The organism is Catenibacillus scindens, from assembly GCF_014202115.1.
GTDB lineage: Bacteria > Bacillota > Clostridia > Lachnospirales > Lachnospiraceae > Catenibacillus > Catenibacillus scindens.
On sequence record NZ_JACHFW010000001.1, the window covers coordinates 291,038 to 310,736 of the forward strand.

The window sequence follows — 19,699 nt, forward strand, 5'->3', positions numbered from 1 at the left end:
GGGGCGGGATGAACTGTTACATTTAATCAACGGTGACATAGGTTCCGTTAAATTCGTCACTTAAAGCTTTGACAATACTGTTTTCTTCATTCAGTCCGAAGACAACCATGGGCATCTTATTTTCCATGCACATGATGGTAGATGTCAGATCCACAACCTGGAGTCTGCGGTCAACCACTTCCTGAATGCTGATCTTATCAAACTTCTTTGCCTGGGGGTTCGTCTTTGGATCGCTGTCATAGACGCCGTCCACAGCCTTTGCCAGCAAAATAGCGTCGGCTTCAATCTCAATGGCCCGCAGCGTTGTCCCTGTATCTGTAGAAAAGTAAGGATGGCCCGTACCTCCGGCAAAGAAGACAACCTTCCCTTCTTCTAGGGCTTCCACCGCCGAATCCTTTGCAAACAATTCGGTAAAGGAACCGCACAAAAATGGGGTATATACCTTTGTCTTCATCCCCAGCGTGCGGAAAATCTCTGACACATAAATACAGTTCATCACTGTGCCCAGCATACCGATCTGGTCTGATTTTGTCCGCTCAATGATCTTACTGCTGTTGCGTCCTCTCCAGAAATTACCGCCGCCGATCACAATAGCCACCTGGATTCCCTGTTCCAAAAGTACCTTCACCTGGCGCGCAACACCAAGACATGTCTCCTCATCAAAACCAAATCCCTTGCCTCCGGCAAGGGCCTCCCCGCTTAACTTCAACAAAATTCTCTTCAACTGCACCATCATTCACCTCACTACTAATCTACCATAAAACCCGCAATATTTCTACATAAATTTTCGAAACAAGCGAGACGTGCGTTAAAAAAAGTATAAGCTGCACGTCCCTACCATCTTCTCTGACCTCTAATATTTTTAGCATTCCAAAACAGCGCCGCCAGGCAAAAACCGATGACCAGACCGGAAAAATGGGCCACGTTATCGACGCCCCGGCTTCGCATTCCCTGATACAGAGTAAACAAAATAAACATGCCGATCTGAAAAAATGTGAGATCCTCCAGGACACCTCTGTTTTTAATAATAAGAAACAGGATTCCTCCGGCCACGCCAAATATCGCTCCGCTGGCCCCGGCGGAAACAACATTGTCCCCGGTGAGCATATTGACCCCGTAGGACACTGCCCCCGAACCTACGGCACACAGAAGATAAAAGATCAGATATTGGACTTTTCCCAGTGCCCGCTCAAGATTGTCCCCGATAAAAGCCAGGATAATCATATTACTGAACAGATGCTCCAGGCCAAAATGGAGAAAAGCGCTTGTCAAAAGCCGCCAATATTCATGGCCATACCGGATCAGCGGCCAGTAAGAGGCGCCCCACCGGATCATCAGGCCCGTATCAGTTGTCGACCCTATCAGTTCAATAATGATAAAAACAATCACATTGACCGCGATAATGGCTGTATTTACCGGCGACATCCTCTTCACTGGGTTATATCCGTAGCGGCCAGGACCGCCATACCGATAAACATTCATCCTTGCGGCACCTCCTTTCCACAGACTTTACTGGTCTAAAAGGTTCAGAAAATCAAACGCATGTCCCGGCTCCGCTTCCAGGAAATGCATCAGCATGTAGGCGCACATGATGGCCACATTTTCCTCTTTTAAAATACGCCGCACCTCCTCTTTATCCGCCAGAACGATCTCAATTTCCTCATTCTCCTCCTGGCCTTCCTTGGAAGGCGTGCCGCTGGCATATCCGTAAATAGTTCCACAGGATTCATCTGTCATTCCCACCGTTGTGAAGAATGGTTTACAGTACATTTCCGGAGCGTCCACAGGCGTAAAATCAAGTCCCGTCTCTTCCTTTAATTCCCTGACGCCTGCCTGTTTAAAAGTTTCTCCGGGATCCACAAGGCCGGCCGGAAATTCATAAATATAATCATCCAGAGGGCAGCGGTATTGACGGATCAATACAACTTTATCCTGTTTTTCGCCGTAAAGACTGTAAATAATCACCCCATCCGCCGTATTTTTTTTTGTATTCAGTTTAAGATCCTCCGAATGTTTTGCTCTGGACGCCACATAATAGGCGCTGTGCTTTCCTTTATCGCTGACCATATCAAGTGTATAAAGATTTAAAAAAGGATTTTCTGTCACTTGCTTTACATCATGAACTCTTCGCATATGATTATCAACCTCCGCCTAAATTCAGCCGTACCTCTGGGATCTTTTGCCGGACGCTGCCGCTAGATCCGCTCAAAATAAGCCTTTCTCTCTTCAAACCATGTAATATACCGAAATCCGGCGCCGGCAAGAATTTCCTGTCCGGCTTTGGAAATCGTTCCCACCTGGGACGCCACATGGGCGTCAGAACCTACAGTAATAATCTCCCCGCCGCATTCCCGGTACAATTTCAAAAGATCTTCTTCCGGCATGGGTTTGCCGCCGCCTCTGGCCAATCCGGAAAGATTCAGCTCAATGCCCCTGCCTTTTTCAATGACACACTTGAAAAGCTGCCGAAAGCGGTCATAAAATTCTGTCATATCCGGGGCTGTTCCCGTCTGCTCCAGAATATATCTTGACGGATAAGTAATATGTCCCATTACGTCAAAATCATAATTCTTGGCCAGTTCCATAAGCCAGTCAATATAGTGGCTGTAAAACTTACGGATATCCATATTTTTATAATCACAGTAATAAATATCCAGATCATTTTCAATATTATGGATGGAGCCGATAATAAAATCCATGGAATATTTTTCCATAAAAATCCGGGCCTGTTTTGGGTTGATCTGAGGCTGTCCCAGCTCAATACCCACATGAACCAAAAGTTTTCCCCGGTATTTTTCTTTTAAATCATCCATTGTTTTTTTCCAGTTCTCACAATCCAACTGGTACGTGTAGGGCTGATCCGAATATATGTCCATATGATCTGTTATACATATCTCAGACAATCCCCGGCCAATGGCCTGACGGCACACATCCTCCGGGTCGGCTTTTCCGTCAAAGGAAAACCGGGTGTGGAGATGATCGTCGGTTAAAAACATAAAAGTCACCCTTTCCCTTTTTTCTCCAGTGAATCGCGCAGCTCTTTGGGAATCTGATCATAGGGCACCGGATCAAAAAACAAGGGCTGGCGCTTTATATAATAACCTGCCATAAGGATAATAAACACGATCCGCCATAACACCTGGCTGAGGGCATAGATCACAGCCTGAACACCAAGGGGTACAAAAACGGCGATACAGCATATGTCGTAAATCAATTCCAGTCCAAAACTGAATATAATGGCAATCCACGCATATTTTTTCATTTTAAAGCAACCGATAAATGTCAATGCGAGACACACAAGCAGTGCCAGATCATAAGATATAGTGATCACGTCGGCCTGTGCCGGGTCCAGCATAAACGATATCAGAGCATATATTGTCAACACAATATTAATAGGCGTTAACACCCAGTGATAAAATTTATGAAATTTCATCGGTGTGATCTCAATGACATAATAGCGTCTGAAAAACTTTCTCATAAATCCATCCTTTCCAATCTGATGATACAATCGTCAAAAGATCATTGATACCTTTATCATCTGATAAAATATTTCCTCTATACCTTAGCGCCTTTTTTACAAAACATCAAGTCTTTTCTGCGCCGATTTTTGTTGCGCAAAGCGCAGAGCCTTCCTTTCAAAAATTGTACGTCTCCCCTGGAGGGTTATAATAAAGGACAAATATATTTGTTCTTTGCTATAAAAATACCCTGAGAGTTGACACCCTCAGGGTATTTTGTTCATTTACATTTAGATATAATCTTCCGGATCTACCGGTACTCCGTTGACCCACACTTCAAAGTGAAGGTGAGCGCCTGTGGAATATCCGGTGCTTCCCACAGCCGCGATCACATCACCCTGACTGACTTGCTGTCCTACAGACGCATAGATCGCTGAACAGTGTTGATACAGAGTAGACATTCCGTTGCCGTGGCTGATTACAATGTAATTACCTCTGGCTGTACTGTAGGAAACTGTCACAACTGTTCCCCCGTCAGCCGCGTAAATATCTGTTCCCGAACTTGCCGCGATATCCACGCCCTTGTGATTCGTCGACGCTCCCGCTGTAGGCGCGGTACGTCCGCCAAAATGAGAGGAAATATATCCGCCTGCGCATGGCCAGATAAAGCTGCCTGTAGCAACACCGGCTGTTGACGTTCCGGCGCTGCTGCCGGAAGATGTATCCTCAGCAGCGGTACTGCCGTTGTCAGAGACTTCCGTTTCAGGAGCCGTTGTTTCTGGCTCTGTTGTTTCTGGCTCTGTCTCTGGCGCTGTTGTTTCCGGAGCCGTTGTCTCAGGAGCCGTTGTTTCTGGCGCTGTCTCTGTCTCTGAAACAGTGCTTTCTGTCTCTGTCACGGTAGACTGAGATTCTGAAACTGTACTCTCAGTTTCTGACTGAGAAGACTGAGTTTCCTGTGTGGAACTGTCTGACTGAGAAGACTGGGTTTCTTTTGTTTCGTTTTCCGTCTCTGTAGCAGCGCTCTCACTTTCCTGAGCGCTGTCCGCAGCGGCTGCCTCCGCCTCCTGCTGCTTTTTCAAAGCTTCCTGACGGTCCAGCTCTTCCTGATATTCAATAGCCGCAAGGATCTGATTATTTTCTTCGATCTCTTCCTGGGTATTGGCAATACTATCATAAGCGGCTCCGATATCACTGTTGATCGAGCCAAGCTCTGCCTGTTTTGCCTCCATGACCATTTCGAGTTCTGTCTGCTTGCTCTCTTCCTGGGCCTTGAGATCCGTAAGTTCTGTCTCCTGCTCCTGAAGCTGAGCTTCAAGGGTTTCGATTTCCTGACGGGTATTATTCAGGCTTTCCAGCAAATTAGCGTCATAGTCGGACAGTCTTGAAATATACTCTGTGGCGTTAAGTATAGAAGAGATATCACTGGCCTGTAAAAAGACTGACAGCATGGAAGTATCTCCCGCCGCGTACATAGCCCGGATACGTAACTTCAGTGCTTCATACTGCTCATCTTCTTTTGCCTTGGCCGTTTCAAGCTGTTCCTGTGTCGATGTCAGTTCTTCCTGTGTCTGCTCAAGCTGCTGTGTAAGACTGCTTACCTGGGCATACACGGAGTTCAGCTCCTGATCCAACTGGGCAATGTAGGACTCTGTATCTGCCTTATTGGCCTGTAAAGCTGACAATCTGCTCTCCAGGGCGTCCTTCTGGCTTTCCAGAGCGTCCAAATTCTGCTGGATCTGCTGCTTATCACTGGCAGCCCACGCCGGTACGCTCAAAGAAAATACCATAGAAAAGGCTACTGCTGCCTTCAGAGTACGTAAAACTTTCCTCTGCATGATAATTTACTCCTTTCTTTTGTACTTTCACATACCGCGCTTCCACACGGCAGCACTATACAATCACTCTGGGTATCCGTTAATAATCATAACATATTTGTTACAAAATGTCGATACCAAACCAAAAATTATTTAATATATTTGTAACAACTCGTTGTTAATCACTGTAGCCGGAAACACTTGTTGTTTCCGGCTACAGTGATTCAGGTGCCAGCCATCATAAACAGCTCACTCTGCCGGATGCAAGCCAAAATAGACGAGCAGTCCGTCATAAATCCCTTCTGCAAAGGCATATTGCTCATCAATAAGCCGCTGCCGGTCCTCAAAATTCGACAGATAGGCCAGTTCCACAAGAATGGCAGGCATTCGGGTGCGGCGCAGGACATACAGGGAAGGATTGACCCGGACGCCGTTATCTTTTGTCCCTACCACCGTCACAATCCCCCTAAGAACATGCTCCGCCAGAAAATAACTTTCTGTGTAAGCTTTGTAAACATAAACTTCTGTACCCTCAATATTAGGATTTACATTAGAATTGGTATGAATGCTGATAAAATAATCCGCCGGCCAGTCATTTGCCATATCTACCCTGGCTTTTAGACTTGTGGCATTAGATGTTCCCAGAATCGTGTCCGGTCCAGGCCTTGAGACGCGCACTTCAAACTCAGGATTTGCCCGGAGCATCTGGGCAAGATACATCCCTACATTATACGTAATATCTTGTTCATTGATCCCTGAGTTTTCAGCCCCGGTATTATGTCCGGAAGGGTTATGTCCCTGATCCACAAAAATCTTAATTGGCAAAAAATCACCCCTTAACGCTATATCACAGCATATGCGTTAAGGGGTCAGATGATGTACCTGTCATATTAATTTATAAAACAGCCGTTGCCGCTTAATTCCGTGGTGGACCACCAAGATGAATTTCCGGCGGAATCATAGGCAATAGCATAGATGGAGGCGCCACTCTCATCCTTCTGGATCTCTGTGTATGTTCCCATATCTGAAGTATAAGTTGCCGTCCATGTCTGTCCGTCCTGATCCCATGTAATGGACATGGTGCCGTCTTCATAGCCGTCGGTAAAGTTTCCTGTAACTACAGCCCGGGTTCCGTCCCCGCTCCACCATGTGTAAGTACATTGTCCGTTGGCGTTGCCATCCCAGTTCCCATCAAGAAGCTGATAGCTACCATCAGAATAATACTTTAACTGAAATCCGCTTCCATATCTCTCGTTATCGCGGATCTCCCCGTAATAAAGACCATTATTGTCATATAAAAGGGCACTTCCCTCCGAGACGCTCTCCGTATAGACGCCATCCACAAGATAACAGGCCGCGATGCCTCCCTGGGCATCTTCCCTGATCCTTCGCGCTACACCGTCATAATCCCCGGCGTTCAGCATGGACTGCAAGGATTCCAGAAGTTCTGTACGTTCCTGGATATAGTCAATACTTCCCACAAGATTTTCATAGGCCTCCGGATCCATCGTCTCCTCCATTTCCCCGGCAAGACTGTAGGCCGTGTCAAAATCCCCCTCTGACAGAGCATCATTAATGCCTTCGTAGGCCATGGCCAGCTTGGCCTGATCTACCTGAGCCTGACGGTCCGCCAACTGGGTATCTTCAGGATATTTTTCATATCCTTCGGCCAAAAGCTGGGCTGCGTATTCCTCGCATCCGGAGATGCCGGACAATGCATCAAAAAAAGAAAGATACCAGCGGGCATTATCTGAACCACAATCTACTTTCCCGGCCACAGCATCGGTACACTGCTGGTATTTCTGGAAAAAGGCGGTTACCTGAGCCTGAGCGTTTCGAGTATCCCCCTGATTTATGCTTTGCAAAAGACCCTCTCCCTGGGCATCGAGACAGGCATTGACACAATTGATAATATCCTGGCTATCCGAGCCGTCAGGCTGAGCGTCAAGTCTTCCCACGGCCTCCAGGTCACTGATCAGATTTTCCCATTTCACATCTTCCGGGGACGCAGGATTACCGGTGTGAACCTGCATTAAAGCAATCCAGCCCTCCAAAGACCGTGGTTTTTCCGCTAAGGCGCGATCCTCAAAAAAATACAAAGCCTCCTCATAATCCCCTTCAGTGTAAGCCTGCTCCCCCCGGTCCATTGCGTAATTAAAGCGGCTGTCGGTATCCGACATCCGGTACCTCATCTGGTCAAATAAAGTTTCATATCCGTTGACAGGCACAGTAAGAAACAGGACCACCCCAAGAACAAGTACGCCAAGAATGCAACCCAGGGTAATGGGCAAGGCCATACTCTTTTTCTTTTTCACGCCGCCCGCTGACTGACCCATGCCCGGTCCGCCAGACATCTGCGGTGTTCCAAAACTGCCGTAAGATGACTGTCGGCCATGCTCACCTGGCAAAGCCTGGTCAAAGGGCATGCCGGCCCCCTGATTATTATAAGTAAAGTTTGGCCCGCTGGGTGCCGGCCCCCGGTTCATCACATTGGGGACTGTGGCCTGTCTCACTCCAAGGTTCTTCCATTGATAAAGATCATTTTTCATCTGAGCTGCCGTGGCATAGCGAAAATTCACATCCGCGCTGCAGGCCCGCCGGACAATATCCGCCAGCAGTTTCCCTCCGGTCGCCGGTTCCGGCAGGGGTTCCCCATTCAGCCGACGGGACATGGCGTTTTCGCTGTCCTCATAAGAAATAGGTTTGGGATAAGGCGGCATAAAGGGCAGCCTTCCCTTATTTAACAGCCGGTACATAACAATGCCAAGAGAATAAATATCCACAGAACCATTGTAGGCTTCCCCTCTGTAGATTTCCGGAGCCATATAATTACTTGTCCCCTTTTGGGACAAATGGGCCGCCGTCATTTCCAGATGACGGGCAATGCCAAAATCCCCCAGTTTAAAATCCCCAAATTCATTGACAAATATATTGTCCGGCTTTATATCCCGGTGTACGATTTGTTTCCGGGCACAGTACTCCAGAGCTGAACAGATATGAATTCCCAGACGCACGACATCGTCCACAGTCGTTGGATGCTCTGTACGGTACTGATTCAGGTTTTTCAAAAGTTCCATGCGGATATAAATCGTCCAACCAATACCGTCCGCGTTTTTCCTAACTTCATAATCTTCTATAGTGACAATATTGGGAGATCCTTTTAAAGATTCCATCAATTCGATCTCCCCTACAAGGCCCTTCAGAGCGCTCTCATAGTAAGCAGCCACCTGTTCCCGGCTCATTCCATCAGCCAGAAGTCCACGGATCTCCCCGTCATCGGCGGGAACACGGATCACTTTTACGGCAGAATAAAATGCATGGTCAAATCCCACACCTGTGCGCCTCGCCTTATAGACCGCGCCAAATGAACCTTTCCCTATAAGCGCTTCAATATGCCAGTTGGGCCATATATTTTCTAAAATGACATCCTGCATATACATTTCCTTCCTTTAATTAGCCAGTTGCCCTGGTATCATCACCATCTTATCATTTTCCGGCCGGTTCGTAAACCACATGACAAACAATCACTGTAATATTATCCCGCCCGCCTTTTTCCAAAGCCTGATCTGTCAGAACCGCAGCGGCAGCTTTCGGCGTTGGGCTGGTATAGAGCCACCGGGCAATATCTTCCTCGCGAACCATATCCGTCAGTCCATCGCTGCACAAAAGAAAACGGTCGTTATGGCGAAGCCTTCCTGATCCTATATGCGGACAGAGGGTCATTTCATCCTCCGGTATGCCAATAAACTGAGTCAGCGCCGGCGTCCTGCCCTCAATGCCCTGCTGCTTTAAAAAAGCCGCATTTGTATGGGCTTTTGTCAGGCACCGCATTTTATTTTCTCTGAGCAAAAAAACGGAACTGTCCCCCACATTGCACACCCACGCTCTCTCGTCCCTGAAATAAAGAACCGCCGCCGTAGTGCCTGTCTGTCCCAGGCGAAAGCGCCCGGCGTGAGAGACAACAGCCCGGTTCATGGCCTGGCATGTATGCTCCAGAAAATCTTCCGGCCGCATAGACTGCGCCTCCCATGAGGCCATACACGAAGCGAATGTTTGAGCCCCCGTAAAGGCCGCCGTCTCCCCGGCGTTCTCTCCGCCCATGCCGTCAAAAACCCCGGCAGCCGTCCATGGCCGAGATGACTTTTCCACATACAAAATCTCAGAAAGATCCTGTATCCCCAAAGCCAGATATTTTCCTCCCATATATAGATTATCTTCATTATTTGTCCGGATACGTCCGTGGTGGGTCACTCCGGCCATAAGTATTTTAAAACTCATAGGCTTCCCGCCTCCCGACGTTCTTCCCCCATCAACCGGGGCATAACAGCGCTGTAAAGGATAGATGTGACCACCGGTCCTGCAATATCTGAGATTGGCTCAGCAAAAAATACCGCTTTAGCCCCAAAAAACACAGGAAGCACAAAAAGGGGGACAAAATAGACAAGTTTTCTAAAAAAAGACAGAGGCAGGGCATAGCGAACCTGTCCCAGTCCGGTAAAACCATCTACAACAGCATATTGAACGCCCAGAGGAATCAGAGCCATAGTTGAAACCCCAATAGCCCACACCGCCGTCGCACTGATCTGCGGATCTGATGTAAACAGCCGTACAAACGCAGGGCTTAATACCTGGGCTGCCACAAACATGACCGCCGTAAAGGCCACGCACAACAGGACGATATACCGCTGTGCCATCATCACCCGGTCTCTCTGCCCGGCGCCATAATTGTAGGCAAGAATCGTTTGTGTTCCACTGCTGATCCCTCCAAGGGGCATGGTGACAACGAGCATGAAACTCTGGACAATGGTGGCACATGTTATAAGCATATCCCCGGTCCCAGCAGCGCTGTAGCGGGCTAAAACCGCGTTGAGAGCGATAATCATTACATTATCAATGGCAATAATAATAAAAGGCGTAAATCCCATAACAAGAATCCTGCCCATAATCCCCGGACGGTAGCCTCCAAAACTGATTCTCACCGGCGGCTTTGGCCCAAATAAAAAGACAAGGACAAAAACGCAGCTTGCCATCTGAGAAATAACTGTGGCGATGGCCGCCCCTCTGACATCCATATTCATAGCGAAAATAAACACCGGATCAAGGACAATATTTAGCACAGCCCCAAGGCTGACAGAAATCATCCCGGTCTTCGCAAAACCCTGGGCAATAATAAACTGGTTCATACCTGTGGAAAGTAAAGCAAAAACGGTTCCCGTCAGATAAGTTGTAAAGTATATGTCTGCGTACGGGTAAGTGATCTGGCTGGCTCCGAAAAACATAAGCATGGGGCGGCGTATGGCAGTCATCAGCACCATAAGGATCATAGCCAGGCCAATAAGCATGACAAAGGCGTTGGCCACAATTTTTCGGGCTTCATCCATCCGGCCTTCCCCCATGCGCCGGCTCATCAGCGGCGATCCGCCAATTCCCACAAGGAACGCCACTGACCCGACCATAGTCACCACAGGGCCGCATATTCCCACACCCGCCAGGGCCTCATCCCCAATCCGGGGGATATTTCCAATATACATCCGGTCCACAATACTATACAGCACACTGACAAACTGAGCCAGCATACTGGGTATGGCAATACGCCATACAAGACTTTTTACATTCTCTTTTCCCAGATTATTTTCCATAACCTACTCTCTCCCGTCTATCCTCTGTCTCCTGAAAATTTTACCGTCCGGTAATCCATTTCAGAAACTGTGACATTACTGTACCACAATCCAGATATTTTTTCCACAATCGGACAGTGAAAATTTTTCGTAACGGTTCAGCCAGACACAGCACAAAGCCCCCGCTGCAAACAGCGGGGGCTTTGTCTTCATTTTTTGTAACTATTCAGCCATGCGGCTGGTTTATTCAAGACCCGTTCGCGGGTCTTGGCACAAATTTAGGAGTCTATTCCTCATCTGATAAATATTCCTCCAGACATATACCTTTTTCATTAATTTCCTTTGCGGCTTCTTTGCCCACATACCGATAATGCCATGGTTCATTGATAATCCCAGTGATCTGCGTCTTATCCTGAGGATATCGGTAAATAAAGCCATACTCCCAGGCGTGTTGGGCCAGCCATTGATACATGGCATCGCTGGAACAGCGCTGGGTGTCCGCATTAATGTCCACTGATATCCCCAGCTCATGTTCACTTGTCCCCGGCACCGCCACCCACGCCTTTGCCAGTTTCTCAGCCTCAGACCGGGAGTTGCCCTCATTTTCATAGGCTGTGATCTTCTCTTCCAGAAGCTCCTGCTGCCGTTCATGGGTCCGGTATCCGGCAGCCACGAACGGATAAATTCCCTCTGCCCTGGCAGAGTCAAACATAGCCTGAAGATCGGGATAAATACGCTCATCCACCTGTTCCCCGTTGGACAGCTCCAGAAGATTCACCTCATAGTCGTCAGGGATAGGGTGATCTTTGTTGACAAGGATCAAATACCAGGGCCTCTCATTTTCTTCATTTTGAGCCAGACTCTGGGCCTGACCCAAATGATTTCCATCGGTCCAGGAAAAACCGGCCCATCCTGCCAGCAGGGCAAAAACCAGTAAAAGTGCGATCAGAAGGGCAATCCCTGTTTTTCTCTTTCTTTTTCCGTATCTTTTCATCGAACCACCGTCTTTTTGTAAATTGTGTAAATTACAGGAAGCAATACCAGACACAGCGCCGGATAAACCACAAGTAATATGGGCAGCGCCCCCACAATTTTACCGGCAAAATCATAAAGATTATATCCCCCCAGCACAAGACTGACCGAAAGAAGCTGATCCGGCAAAATTCCCAGAAGCCTGTCTAACTTAGGGATTTCCATGTTGGACAGGAACTGGGGCAGGAGGATTAAAATAAAAGGAATAGTTACGGCAAAAATGGCCGATCCGCTTTTAGCTGAGACAAGCATAGCCAAAAGAGCGAAGAAAAGACAGCCTGCATATCCGCCAAAAAGGATGAGGAGAAATTCCTGCCAGACCGTAATATTATAAAAACTGTCACTGCCGAAAAACTGAGCCTGGATCATGGTGTTCGCCCCTCCGGCCCCCATACATCCCAGAATAATCCCGGAGCAAAGAAGCATTGACGCCCAGTAGATAATCGTGGCGATTGCCACCCCAGCTCCGATCTTGGCTTTACATGCCTTTTTTCTGCCGTGAAAGGAAGAAAAGAATACGGCATCACATTTCCACTGTTTTTCACAGGAAAAAATGCCGGAGACCAAGAAGCCGCACATAATAGCTAAAACCGTGATCAAACTTGGCGCTGTATAAAACAACTGGTCCCACCCGTCAGCCGCCGCATAGTACAACGGCTGACGGACATTTTCAAACTGTTGTATGAGGAACTCTTTTTCTGCCGGAGAAAAACGGCTGTCGGCCTTTGTATAAAGCCACTCGGTCAGGCTTAAAACCCGCTGCCGATAAAAGTTATCGGCGTCATCAACCGTGAGCCTGTCAGCGGCATAGTAATCAAAGTAAGAAAAATCCCCAAAGGCGTCGCTGAGTAAAAGAAGAATATCCGAATATCCCTGCTTGCGCCCATAGGAAATGTTATTCTGAGTGATATCCTCTGACAAAGCCTGGGGACTTGCGTTTTCCTTCTGATTTGTCTCTATGACCAAAGCCAGACGCTCTGCCGTCAGCGGTCCCTCCCAGGGTTCTTTGGCCGCAGCCAGCAGTCTGGCCCCCTGTATTCCTGTAATATGATTGCCCTGGTCATCCACAAAAAATATGCTGTTGACAGACATGACCCCAAAGAGGATGACAACAATGGCGCATATAGCCGCCGCGATCTGACTGCCGGTCCTTAAAAACACTTTTCGGATTTCATAGCAAACCACTGCCATCCCCCGCCTTCTCATCAAAGTAATAGAGGAACACATCCTCCAGAGATGCCTGGACAGGCACCGCGTCCTCCACAGGTTTTGCCTGGGAGATAATTTTAAGCTCCACCTGGTCAGGCTCAGACTTAATGTTGGAAACTTTATATTTGTGTACAAGCATGGGAACCATGGCAGGGTCTGCGAAACATGTCCACACAGTCTCAGGCATGGACATCAAAAGCTGGCGCACCGTTCCCTCCAGGACAATACCGCCATCTTTCATCAGCCAGATCTCATTGGCAATATACTCCACATCAGACACAATGTGGGTGGACAAAAGTACCACCCTCTCCGCCGCCAGTTCGCTGATAAGATTGCGGAAACGGATGCGCTCATTAGGGTCAAGGCCCGCTGTGGGTTCGTCAAGTACCAGTATTTTCGGGTCATTGAGCATGGCCTGAGCAATTCCCGCCCGGCGCTTCATCCCCCCTGAAAGTTTTTTCATTTTTTTCCCGGACACTTTTGTCAGCCCGGTCTTCTCCATAAGTATTCCCACTCTTTTTTTGGCAACTGCCGGCCTTAATCCTTTCAGAGCGCCGATATACATGAGATAATCTTTTACAGTAAAATCCGGGTAATATCCAAAATCCTGAGGCAGGTATCCGAGGATTTTCCGGTAACTGCCCCCCATTTGAAAAATATCTTCCCCGTCAAGGGTGATCTTTCCAAAATCAGGTTCGAGAAGAGTACACAACATGCGCATAAGGGTAGTTTTTCCCGCCCCGTTGACTCCGAGAAGCCCATAAATGCCATGGGTCATCTTACCGCTGAAATGGTTCACTGCTGTCACCGGTCCAAATTTTTTTGTCAGATCATTTAGATTCAGTTCCACCTAAATTCACCTCCCAAATCCTGCCAAAGCTTCCGATCAGCCGAAACACAAAGGTGCCAAGGAGGGCTGTGGCGGCACAGAAGATTCCTACCCACAGCGGAAAAGAGATCGCCTGGTAAATATTTTCATTTAAAACAATAAACCACCATATAACGCTCCATATAAGGCTCATCCCCACAGCAGCGCTCTGTCCAAAAAGGCCTGGGCTGCACAAAAATCCAAAGCATATACAGGCGGTAATGGTCATAGGCAGTAAAAACTGTATGAGCAGATCCGCCATTCCAAGACTCATATAAAAAGGGGCCGCCGCCATAAAAACTGTGATCATTAGCACATCGGCGATGGCAAAAAGGAGAATACGGGCCGCGTAAATCTCTCTGAGGGAGTAAAAGGCCGCCCCCTCAATCTCCAAAGTGTTCCCGCTGCGGTTTTTCCACATTTCCGGTATGATCAGAATGATAAATAATGTGGCGGCAATGCCAAGACTGCGGCGCCCGTAGAGAAAATCATCCATTAAAGGGTAAATGAGCCACACGCCTGCCAGCAAAAAAAGTTGGAATATCCACCATTTTTTCTGAAGAACTTTAAGCTGGACCCGCAAAAAACCGCCGTAGGATAATACCCGCTTTTCCTCCTGGCTCAGAAATGCTTCTCTGGCCGCGCTGGCCACTATACTGATCTTTTGTGGATCAATATAGGGATCGGGGACTTTACTGTATTTTTCTAACATCTGATCCAGATTCATTTTTTCCATCCTCCATCTCTATAAATTTTTTCAGAAGATTTCTGGCCTGCCTGAGCCGGTATTTCACCAGAGGCAGGCCAATGCCAAGAACTTTGGCGATCTCCCACATTAAAAGGCCCTGAAAATAATAAAGGATCACAACCTCAGACAGATCCCTGGGAAGTTTTCCGATGGCCCATTCCAGCAGTACTTTATCGGTAATATCCTCTTCCGGCCCCTGGGCTGCGGCGCCGTTTTCCATGATCTGTCCATCCTGTGTCAAAATCTCCATCGGTTTTTTATAATAATTTTTGCAGAGATTACCGGCGATGGTATACAGATAATTTTTCGCCTTTCCGCTGTGCCGGTAACTGGAAAGTCCGGCCATAAAACGCACAAAGGTTTCCTGGGTCAGATCCTTTGCCTCTTCCTCGTCAAAGCAATGCCAACGGCAGTATTTTAAAATCTGTCCGTAGTATTTTCCTACAAATTCATTAAAAGCCTTTTCGTCCCCCTGTTTCATTTTGTGTATTAAAATAAAATCCGCATCCACGATAGCCTCCTTCCTATCTTATATAACAACGAACAGGCAAAAAAAGATAGGATATTTTTAATTTTTTTTCTTCTCCATATATTTATCCCGCCACTGCCTGCCAATTTTCTGAAGCTCCCTGGCGGTCTGTGCAAGCTGGTCGTACTGTGCCCTGGCGCTTTCCAGCATGGCGTCTTTTTGCGAACACAATTTTTTAAGCGTCTCTCTCTCCTCCCTGACTTTGTCAAGGGCATGTTCCAACGATTCTTTTTCCCTCTGCCACAGTTCCTTCGCATTTAACAATTCTTTTCCATTTTGATCCGCCCCCACGCCGCCGAAATTCTCATCAATAATCTCGTAGGATTTTTCCTCTATGTTCCATACAAAAGTCCGGACTATCTCATTTCCCCGGTCTGAATCCGCAAAGTTTTCATCAAAATTTCCGGAAAAGCTCTGACTCTCATGACCGCTCTCCAGCTCCATGTAGTCTTTATGGTTATGATGATACCAGTTGACATAAAGTGGTCCTTCTTCCCCATGCCAAAGACATTTCTCCAGATCACCATCCCATGGGCTTCGCATATAAAAACTTCTTTTTTCATCATCAAAGCACCGGATATAAAAAAGATACAGATTGCCCCCTGCCTCGTGAAGAACCGGACGCTCAAACCACTGATTTTGAGCGAGAGGGCTTAAAATCACCTGGGTATTAGGATCATCCAGGCATCCGAAAATAATCTGCCTAGTGAAATTTTCATAGACATAATAGATGCGTCCCCGCCATGCCAGAGAAGACAGATAGCCCAGACAATCGTTATGGCGTACGAAAGGCATATGGCCCGGACGCATAGGAGTGAATAACAGTAAAATACGATTATTTTCCACATACATCATTAATTTCCGTCCATCAGCCAGATCATAAACAGCATTCATGTATTCTCCTCCACAAACCATTTTAAAGTAACTATTCAGCCATGCGGCTGGTTTAATAAAAATACGGCGCAAGTTTACTTGCAGAGGATTTTTTATTAAACCAGACATATGGCGTTTAGCCATAATTGAGGATTCAGCCGCGCAAGCGGCGGTAAAGCAGCGGTAGCTGCGGGAATCTTAAAATGCATGGCTGAATAGTTACTTTATATGTATATGGGGATATAAGAACCAAAAATCACGATATGCATAAGATAAATTAAGAAAATTTTATAGAAAGGATGTTATTATGGCCAAAAACAATACTTCTGGCTGTAAAAGCTGTCCAAAAAGATATGTCAGCACCGGAGCCCAAAACGGACACGAGTGCCATGACATCTGTACGGACCCTATCTGCGGCGAGCCTGATGTGCTTACACTTCTGGCTCCGGTAGTTTATGACGAGCTTGGCATTAATCTCTGCCGGACTATAGATATTACGCCGCCCCAGGCCACAGGAATTTCCAGTGTTTGTGCCCAGATCATCAATATTTCATTCAACTCCTCGGAAAACGCCTCCACAACGGTCGCTCAGATCAATGGGCGGCCTAACTGTTACCTGGTTACCCTGACCAATCTGTCCGTTACTTTCCAAATTACTTTTTATGACTGCGCCGGAAGAAGTCTGGACACACAGACCCTGACCGCCACCTATCTGCCCTCTGACAGCAGCGTTGACGGATATGACGCCCTGGACGATGACACCAATCCCTCCTCTGTAGAGCTGGAGATCTTCGCCCCTTACGGAGTGTCTGTCAACACCCAGTCCAACAATACCCCTGTGATCCAGTATGTAGGATTCTCATCGGAAAATAACACCATGCACCAGGGACTGAATATGATCGCCATTCCTAAGATCCTGAACATGGATCTGTCCTCAGATACCATCACCATCGGACTGACCGTTTATGTTAAAAGTATTTATTACTCCCAGTATCTCATCCCCCACAATGGCAGGGCGATTGTCCCCAAAGCCAGCATCCAGCCCAACGACGATACGATCTGCATGGATTTTGTCTGCGGCGATCTCCTGGATCTTTCCATTAAACCTCTGGAACTTGGGCCGCCAAAATGTGAGGGTTATTTAAAAAATGCCTGTGAGGAAACTTGCGACTGCTGTACTTGTTCTCCTGTGGAACCGTCCAACACTGTTCCCTCCACGCCAGCTTCCACGGTGTCCTTGGGCAGTGACGGTGCGGATTCTTCTACAGACGCCTAAGGAACAAGAAAAGAACCATCCTGTAAAATCCAGTCTTTGATAAAACCCCTGATCTTTATGGGATGATCCCTTTCGTTTTCTACCAATATTTGCCCTGATCTCAAGAGCCGCGCCTTTTCCTGGACGCGGCTCCTGTTCATTAGTACATTGTATAAGATTATCTTTTGTAAACAGAATTCCTCTGTTTACAAGTTATACAACGCTACTCTTTACTTTTTAAACCAAATTCTTTCATCAGTTCTTTCCTGAATACTTCATCTTCAAGGCATCGTTTGAGATCCTCATAACGCCCCTGGCTCATCAGGGCATTGACCAAGGCCAGGGACTGTTCTTCTCCGCGTTTTTCGCCTTCCAGACGTCCGATTTTCAGACCCTCATCACGTCCGGCTTCCCGCTCATCTTTGAGCATTTCTTCTAACATCATATACTGCACCTCCATTTCCCTGTGCGGGAATTAAAGCCACGGCTTTAAATCATAAAACTGTACGGAATCATTGGCGCTGCTGTCAAGTCCAGCTCCGGAAGGCGTAAAATAAATATAGGAATCCTCAAGATCCTGGGCAAACACGCTGATTCCCAATATATTTGCGATTTCCTCCACATCCATATCATAAAAATATCTCAGCCGTATCACTCCGGCATAAATTTCCGAAAGCAAATCCACGATTTTTCCGGCCAGTTCTTCACAATCCCGCCGCTTCATATAATCATCAATGGTATTAACTCCCCTGTCCAGAAAGTCCTCAGCGTCCAGGGACACCCGAATCTGCTCTCTTTTATTCTTTCTGTAAATATCCAGGGCACTGCTTCGCAGCACAGTGATCACCAGACGTTTTGTTTTCATATCTGTCAGTCCCCGGCACCGGTCCAGGTAAGGGATCAGACGCTCAAAGGCGTCCGCCACAGCGTCCTCCGCCTGTGAACTGTTATTGAGTATGCTGTAGGCGATCCTGTACATCTGCTGTTCATATAACCTGAACAGCCGCTCTAGTTTGGAAAATGATTTTCTAACAGATCGGATATAAAAAGATATCTTCCTGTATCACACAAAAACGCCGTACAGGTGTAACCCCATACGGCGCTATTTTTCATAAGATTTTCTGTAACAGTTCATCCATCAGGGATAGGCGGGATGATTTATGCGTGCATAAGAAGCAGCCCGCCCCATTCCTGATGAGCGGAGCGCATGTGAATTACTGAGACATATTCCCGAAACTCTCTCCGTCAACACTGACCCGGTCTTCTACTGTCTGACCGCCTATCATGTCCACGGCCAGATCAATGGCTGTGTTAATGGCCTGTGGGGAGTAATACCAGATCGTTGCAGGAATCTCTGTATTCTCAGAAATAAGCGACTGAAGTTCCTCGCTGCTGCCGCAGCCGGCAATGATTTTTAAATTGGGAAATACTGTCCCGTAGGCGCTTTCATAAGATGACAGCCCCTCCAGTATTCCAAGCATAGCCTCCTCGTTGGAAACAAAAATAGCTCCCACACTTTCCCTTGTGTCCAGATCTTTGCCATCAATCCAGTCAAGAAGGGCCTGACGGGCCGCAGCGCTGCCGCCGTAGGCAGAACCGCCGTAAACTACGGAAATCTCATCAGACAGAGCGTTCTCAAAGCTCTGGGTTCTGGAAATATCCGCTTCCTGGCTCTCATCAGAAAACACAAGGACATCCATCCCTAAACAACCGGCATTCTCAAGGCCCTGGGCCGCGTCTTTTCCAAGCTGCCCTTCATCCATAGATACCGTAACATCTGCAGTCACCCCATCCAGGCTTCCATTAAAAACAATGAGAGGAACACCGGAATTTTTCAGGTTAGCCGCCCCCTGGGCTGACAGAGAAGCATCTACCGGACATACAACTGCCGCGTGGACATTTTGCCCTACAAGATCATCGAGCTGCCCCGACTGTTCCTGAGCAGTGGACGCTGTCAAAAGAACATAGCCAAGACTGTCTGTAGAAATCTGGCTCAGATATTGTGAAGCCAAAAGTGTTGCGTCATAATACCAGCCTTCCTCCGCCGATGGCAGACTCACAGCAATCACCGTATCTTTAGACATACTCTGACTGTTGGAAAATACCGATGACACCTGGGACGATTCCGGAAGTTCGCTCTCATCCACCCTGTTTTCATCTGTCTGCGAACATCCTGACAGCAGCAGTCCCGCCATCCCAAGGCAAAGAACCCAGGACAGGGTCCTTCTGCTTTTCTTTTTCATAATTTCGTCCAAACTTCTCATTGCAATATACGCCTCCTGTCCAGACACTGTC

The 19,699-nt window shown here is 47.5% G+C and carries 20 protein-coding genes; 1 reads left to right on the plus strand and 19 read right to left on the minus strand.

The window, feature by feature from the left end; translation table 11 throughout:
* Positions 1–22: 22 nt before the first annotated feature.
* From pyrH to HNP82_RS01235, 16 genes are all read right to left on the minus strand, one after another.
* Entirely contained in the window at positions 23–724 is a 702-nt protein-coding gene (gene pyrH / locus HNP82_RS01160; protein ID WP_183770533.1) for a UMP kinase, read from the minus strand.
* A 110-nt stretch (positions 725–834) separates the two neighbouring features.
* On the minus strand, positions 835–1,482 hold the full coding sequence (locus tag HNP82_RS01165; protein WP_183770535.1) for a rhomboid family intramembrane serine protease: 648 nt from the start codon (positions 1,480–1,482) through the stop codon (positions 835–837).
* A gap of 27 nt (positions 1,483–1,509) precedes the next feature.
* Positions 1,510–2,133 carry an NUDIX hydrolase gene (locus tag HNP82_RS01170; protein WP_183770537.1) on the minus strand — a complete coding sequence of 208 codons (624 nt, stop codon included), beginning with the start codon at positions 2,131–2,133 and terminating at the stop codon, positions 1,510–1,512.
* Between the two features lie 62 nt (positions 2,134–2,195).
* Positions 2,196–2,996 carry a histidinol-phosphatase HisJ family protein gene (locus HNP82_RS01175; RefSeq protein WP_183770539.1) on the minus strand — a complete coding sequence of 267 codons (801 nt, stop codon included), beginning with the start codon at positions 2,994–2,996 and terminating at the stop codon, positions 2,196–2,198.
* A 5-nt stretch (positions 2,997–3,001) separates the two neighbouring features.
* The gene (locus HNP82_RS01180; RefSeq protein ID WP_183770541.1) at positions 3,002–3,478 is read right to left on the minus strand and encodes a hypothetical protein; all 477 of its coding nucleotides are present in this window, start codon (positions 3,476–3,478) and stop codon (positions 3,002–3,004) included.
* A 270-nt stretch (positions 3,479–3,748) separates the two neighbouring features.
* Positions 3,749–5,293, minus strand: a complete 1,545-nt coding sequence (locus HNP82_RS01185) for a murein hydrolase activator EnvC family protein (RefSeq protein ID WP_183770544.1) — start codon at positions 5,291–5,293, stop codon at positions 3,749–3,751.
* 228 nt (positions 5,294–5,521) lie between these two features.
* Positions 5,522–6,097: an N-acetylmuramoyl-L-alanine amidase family protein gene (locus HNP82_RS01190; RefSeq protein WP_183770546.1), complete on the minus strand. Its 576-nt coding sequence runs from the start codon at positions 6,095–6,097 to the stop codon at positions 5,522–5,524.
* 65 nt (positions 6,098–6,162) lie between these two features.
* Positions 6,163–8,706, minus strand: a complete 2,544-nt coding sequence (locus tag HNP82_RS01195; protein ID WP_183770548.1) for a serine/threonine protein kinase — start codon at positions 8,704–8,706, stop codon at positions 6,163–6,165.
* 52 nt (positions 8,707–8,758) lie between these two features.
* Positions 8,759–9,550 (minus strand): PP2C family protein-serine/threonine phosphatase, encoded by a 792-nt coding sequence (locus tag HNP82_RS01200; RefSeq protein WP_183770550.1) that lies wholly within the window; start codon positions 9,548–9,550, stop codon positions 8,759–8,761.
* Positions 9,547–10,911 carry an MATE family efflux transporter gene (locus tag HNP82_RS01205; protein WP_183770552.1) on the minus strand — a complete coding sequence of 455 codons (1,365 nt, stop codon included), beginning with the start codon at positions 10,909–10,911 and terminating at the stop codon, positions 9,547–9,549. The genes HNP82_RS01200 and HNP82_RS01205 overlap by 4 nt, the downstream gene beginning before the upstream one ends.
* Positions 10,912–11,176: 265 nt before the next feature.
* The gene (locus HNP82_RS01210; RefSeq protein ID WP_183770554.1) at positions 11,177–11,884 is read right to left on the minus strand and encodes a M15 family metallopeptidase; all 708 of its coding nucleotides are present in this window, start codon (positions 11,882–11,884) and stop codon (positions 11,177–11,179) included.
* Positions 11,881–13,113 (minus strand): MATE family efflux transporter, encoded by a 1,233-nt coding sequence (locus HNP82_RS01215; RefSeq protein WP_183770556.1) that lies wholly within the window; start codon positions 13,111–13,113, stop codon positions 11,881–11,883. Before HNP82_RS01215 ends, HNP82_RS01210 begins: the two co-directional genes overlap by 4 nt.
* On the minus strand, positions 13,094–13,981 hold the full coding sequence (locus tag HNP82_RS01220; RefSeq protein WP_183770558.1) for an ABC transporter ATP-binding protein: 888 nt from the start codon (positions 13,979–13,981) through the stop codon (positions 13,094–13,096). The genes HNP82_RS01215 and HNP82_RS01220 overlap by 20 nt, the downstream gene beginning before the upstream one ends.
* Positions 13,962–14,726, minus strand: a complete 765-nt coding sequence (locus tag HNP82_RS01225; protein ID WP_183770560.1) for a hypothetical protein — start codon at positions 14,724–14,726, stop codon at positions 13,962–13,964. Before HNP82_RS01225 ends, HNP82_RS01220 begins: the two co-directional genes overlap by 20 nt.
* Positions 14,692–15,258: an RNA polymerase sigma factor gene (locus HNP82_RS01230; protein ID WP_183770562.1), complete on the minus strand. Its 567-nt coding sequence runs from the start codon at positions 15,256–15,258 to the stop codon at positions 14,692–14,694. Before HNP82_RS01230 ends, HNP82_RS01225 begins: the two co-directional genes overlap by 35 nt.
* A gap of 57 nt (positions 15,259–15,315) precedes the next feature.
* A complete protein-coding gene (locus HNP82_RS01235) occupies positions 15,316–16,170 on the minus strand; it encodes a hypothetical protein (protein WP_183770564.1) in 855 nt (284 codons plus the stop codon).
* Positions 16,171–16,456: 286 nt separating this feature from the next.
* Here HNP82_RS01235 and HNP82_RS01240 point away from each other — a divergent pair, with 286 nt between their 5' ends.
* Positions 16,457–17,425: a hypothetical protein gene (locus HNP82_RS01240; RefSeq protein ID WP_183770566.1), complete on the plus strand. Its 969-nt coding sequence runs from the start codon at positions 16,457–16,459 to the stop codon at positions 17,423–17,425.
* A 202-nt stretch (positions 17,426–17,627) separates the two neighbouring features.
* Here HNP82_RS01240 and HNP82_RS01245 read toward each other — a convergent pair whose 3' ends face one another.
* The 3 genes from HNP82_RS01245 to HNP82_RS01255 all read right to left on the minus strand — a co-directional run bounded on the left by HNP82_RS01245 (position 17,628) and on the right by HNP82_RS01255 (position 19,668).
* Positions 17,628–17,849, minus strand: coding sequence for a hypothetical protein (locus tag HNP82_RS01245; protein WP_183770567.1), 222 nt, complete (start codon positions 17,847–17,849; stop codon positions 17,628–17,630).
* 30 nt (positions 17,850–17,879) lie between these two features.
* Entirely contained in the window at positions 17,880–18,458 is a 579-nt protein-coding gene (locus tag HNP82_RS01250; RefSeq protein ID WP_330599385.1) for an RNA polymerase sigma factor, read from the minus strand.
* A 160-nt stretch (positions 18,459–18,618) separates the two neighbouring features.
* Positions 18,619–19,668 carry a sugar ABC transporter substrate-binding protein gene (locus tag HNP82_RS01255; RefSeq protein WP_183770571.1) on the minus strand — a complete coding sequence of 350 codons (1,050 nt, stop codon included), beginning with the start codon at positions 19,666–19,668 and terminating at the stop codon, positions 18,619–18,621.
* Between the last annotated feature and the right edge of the window lie 31 nt (positions 19,669–19,699).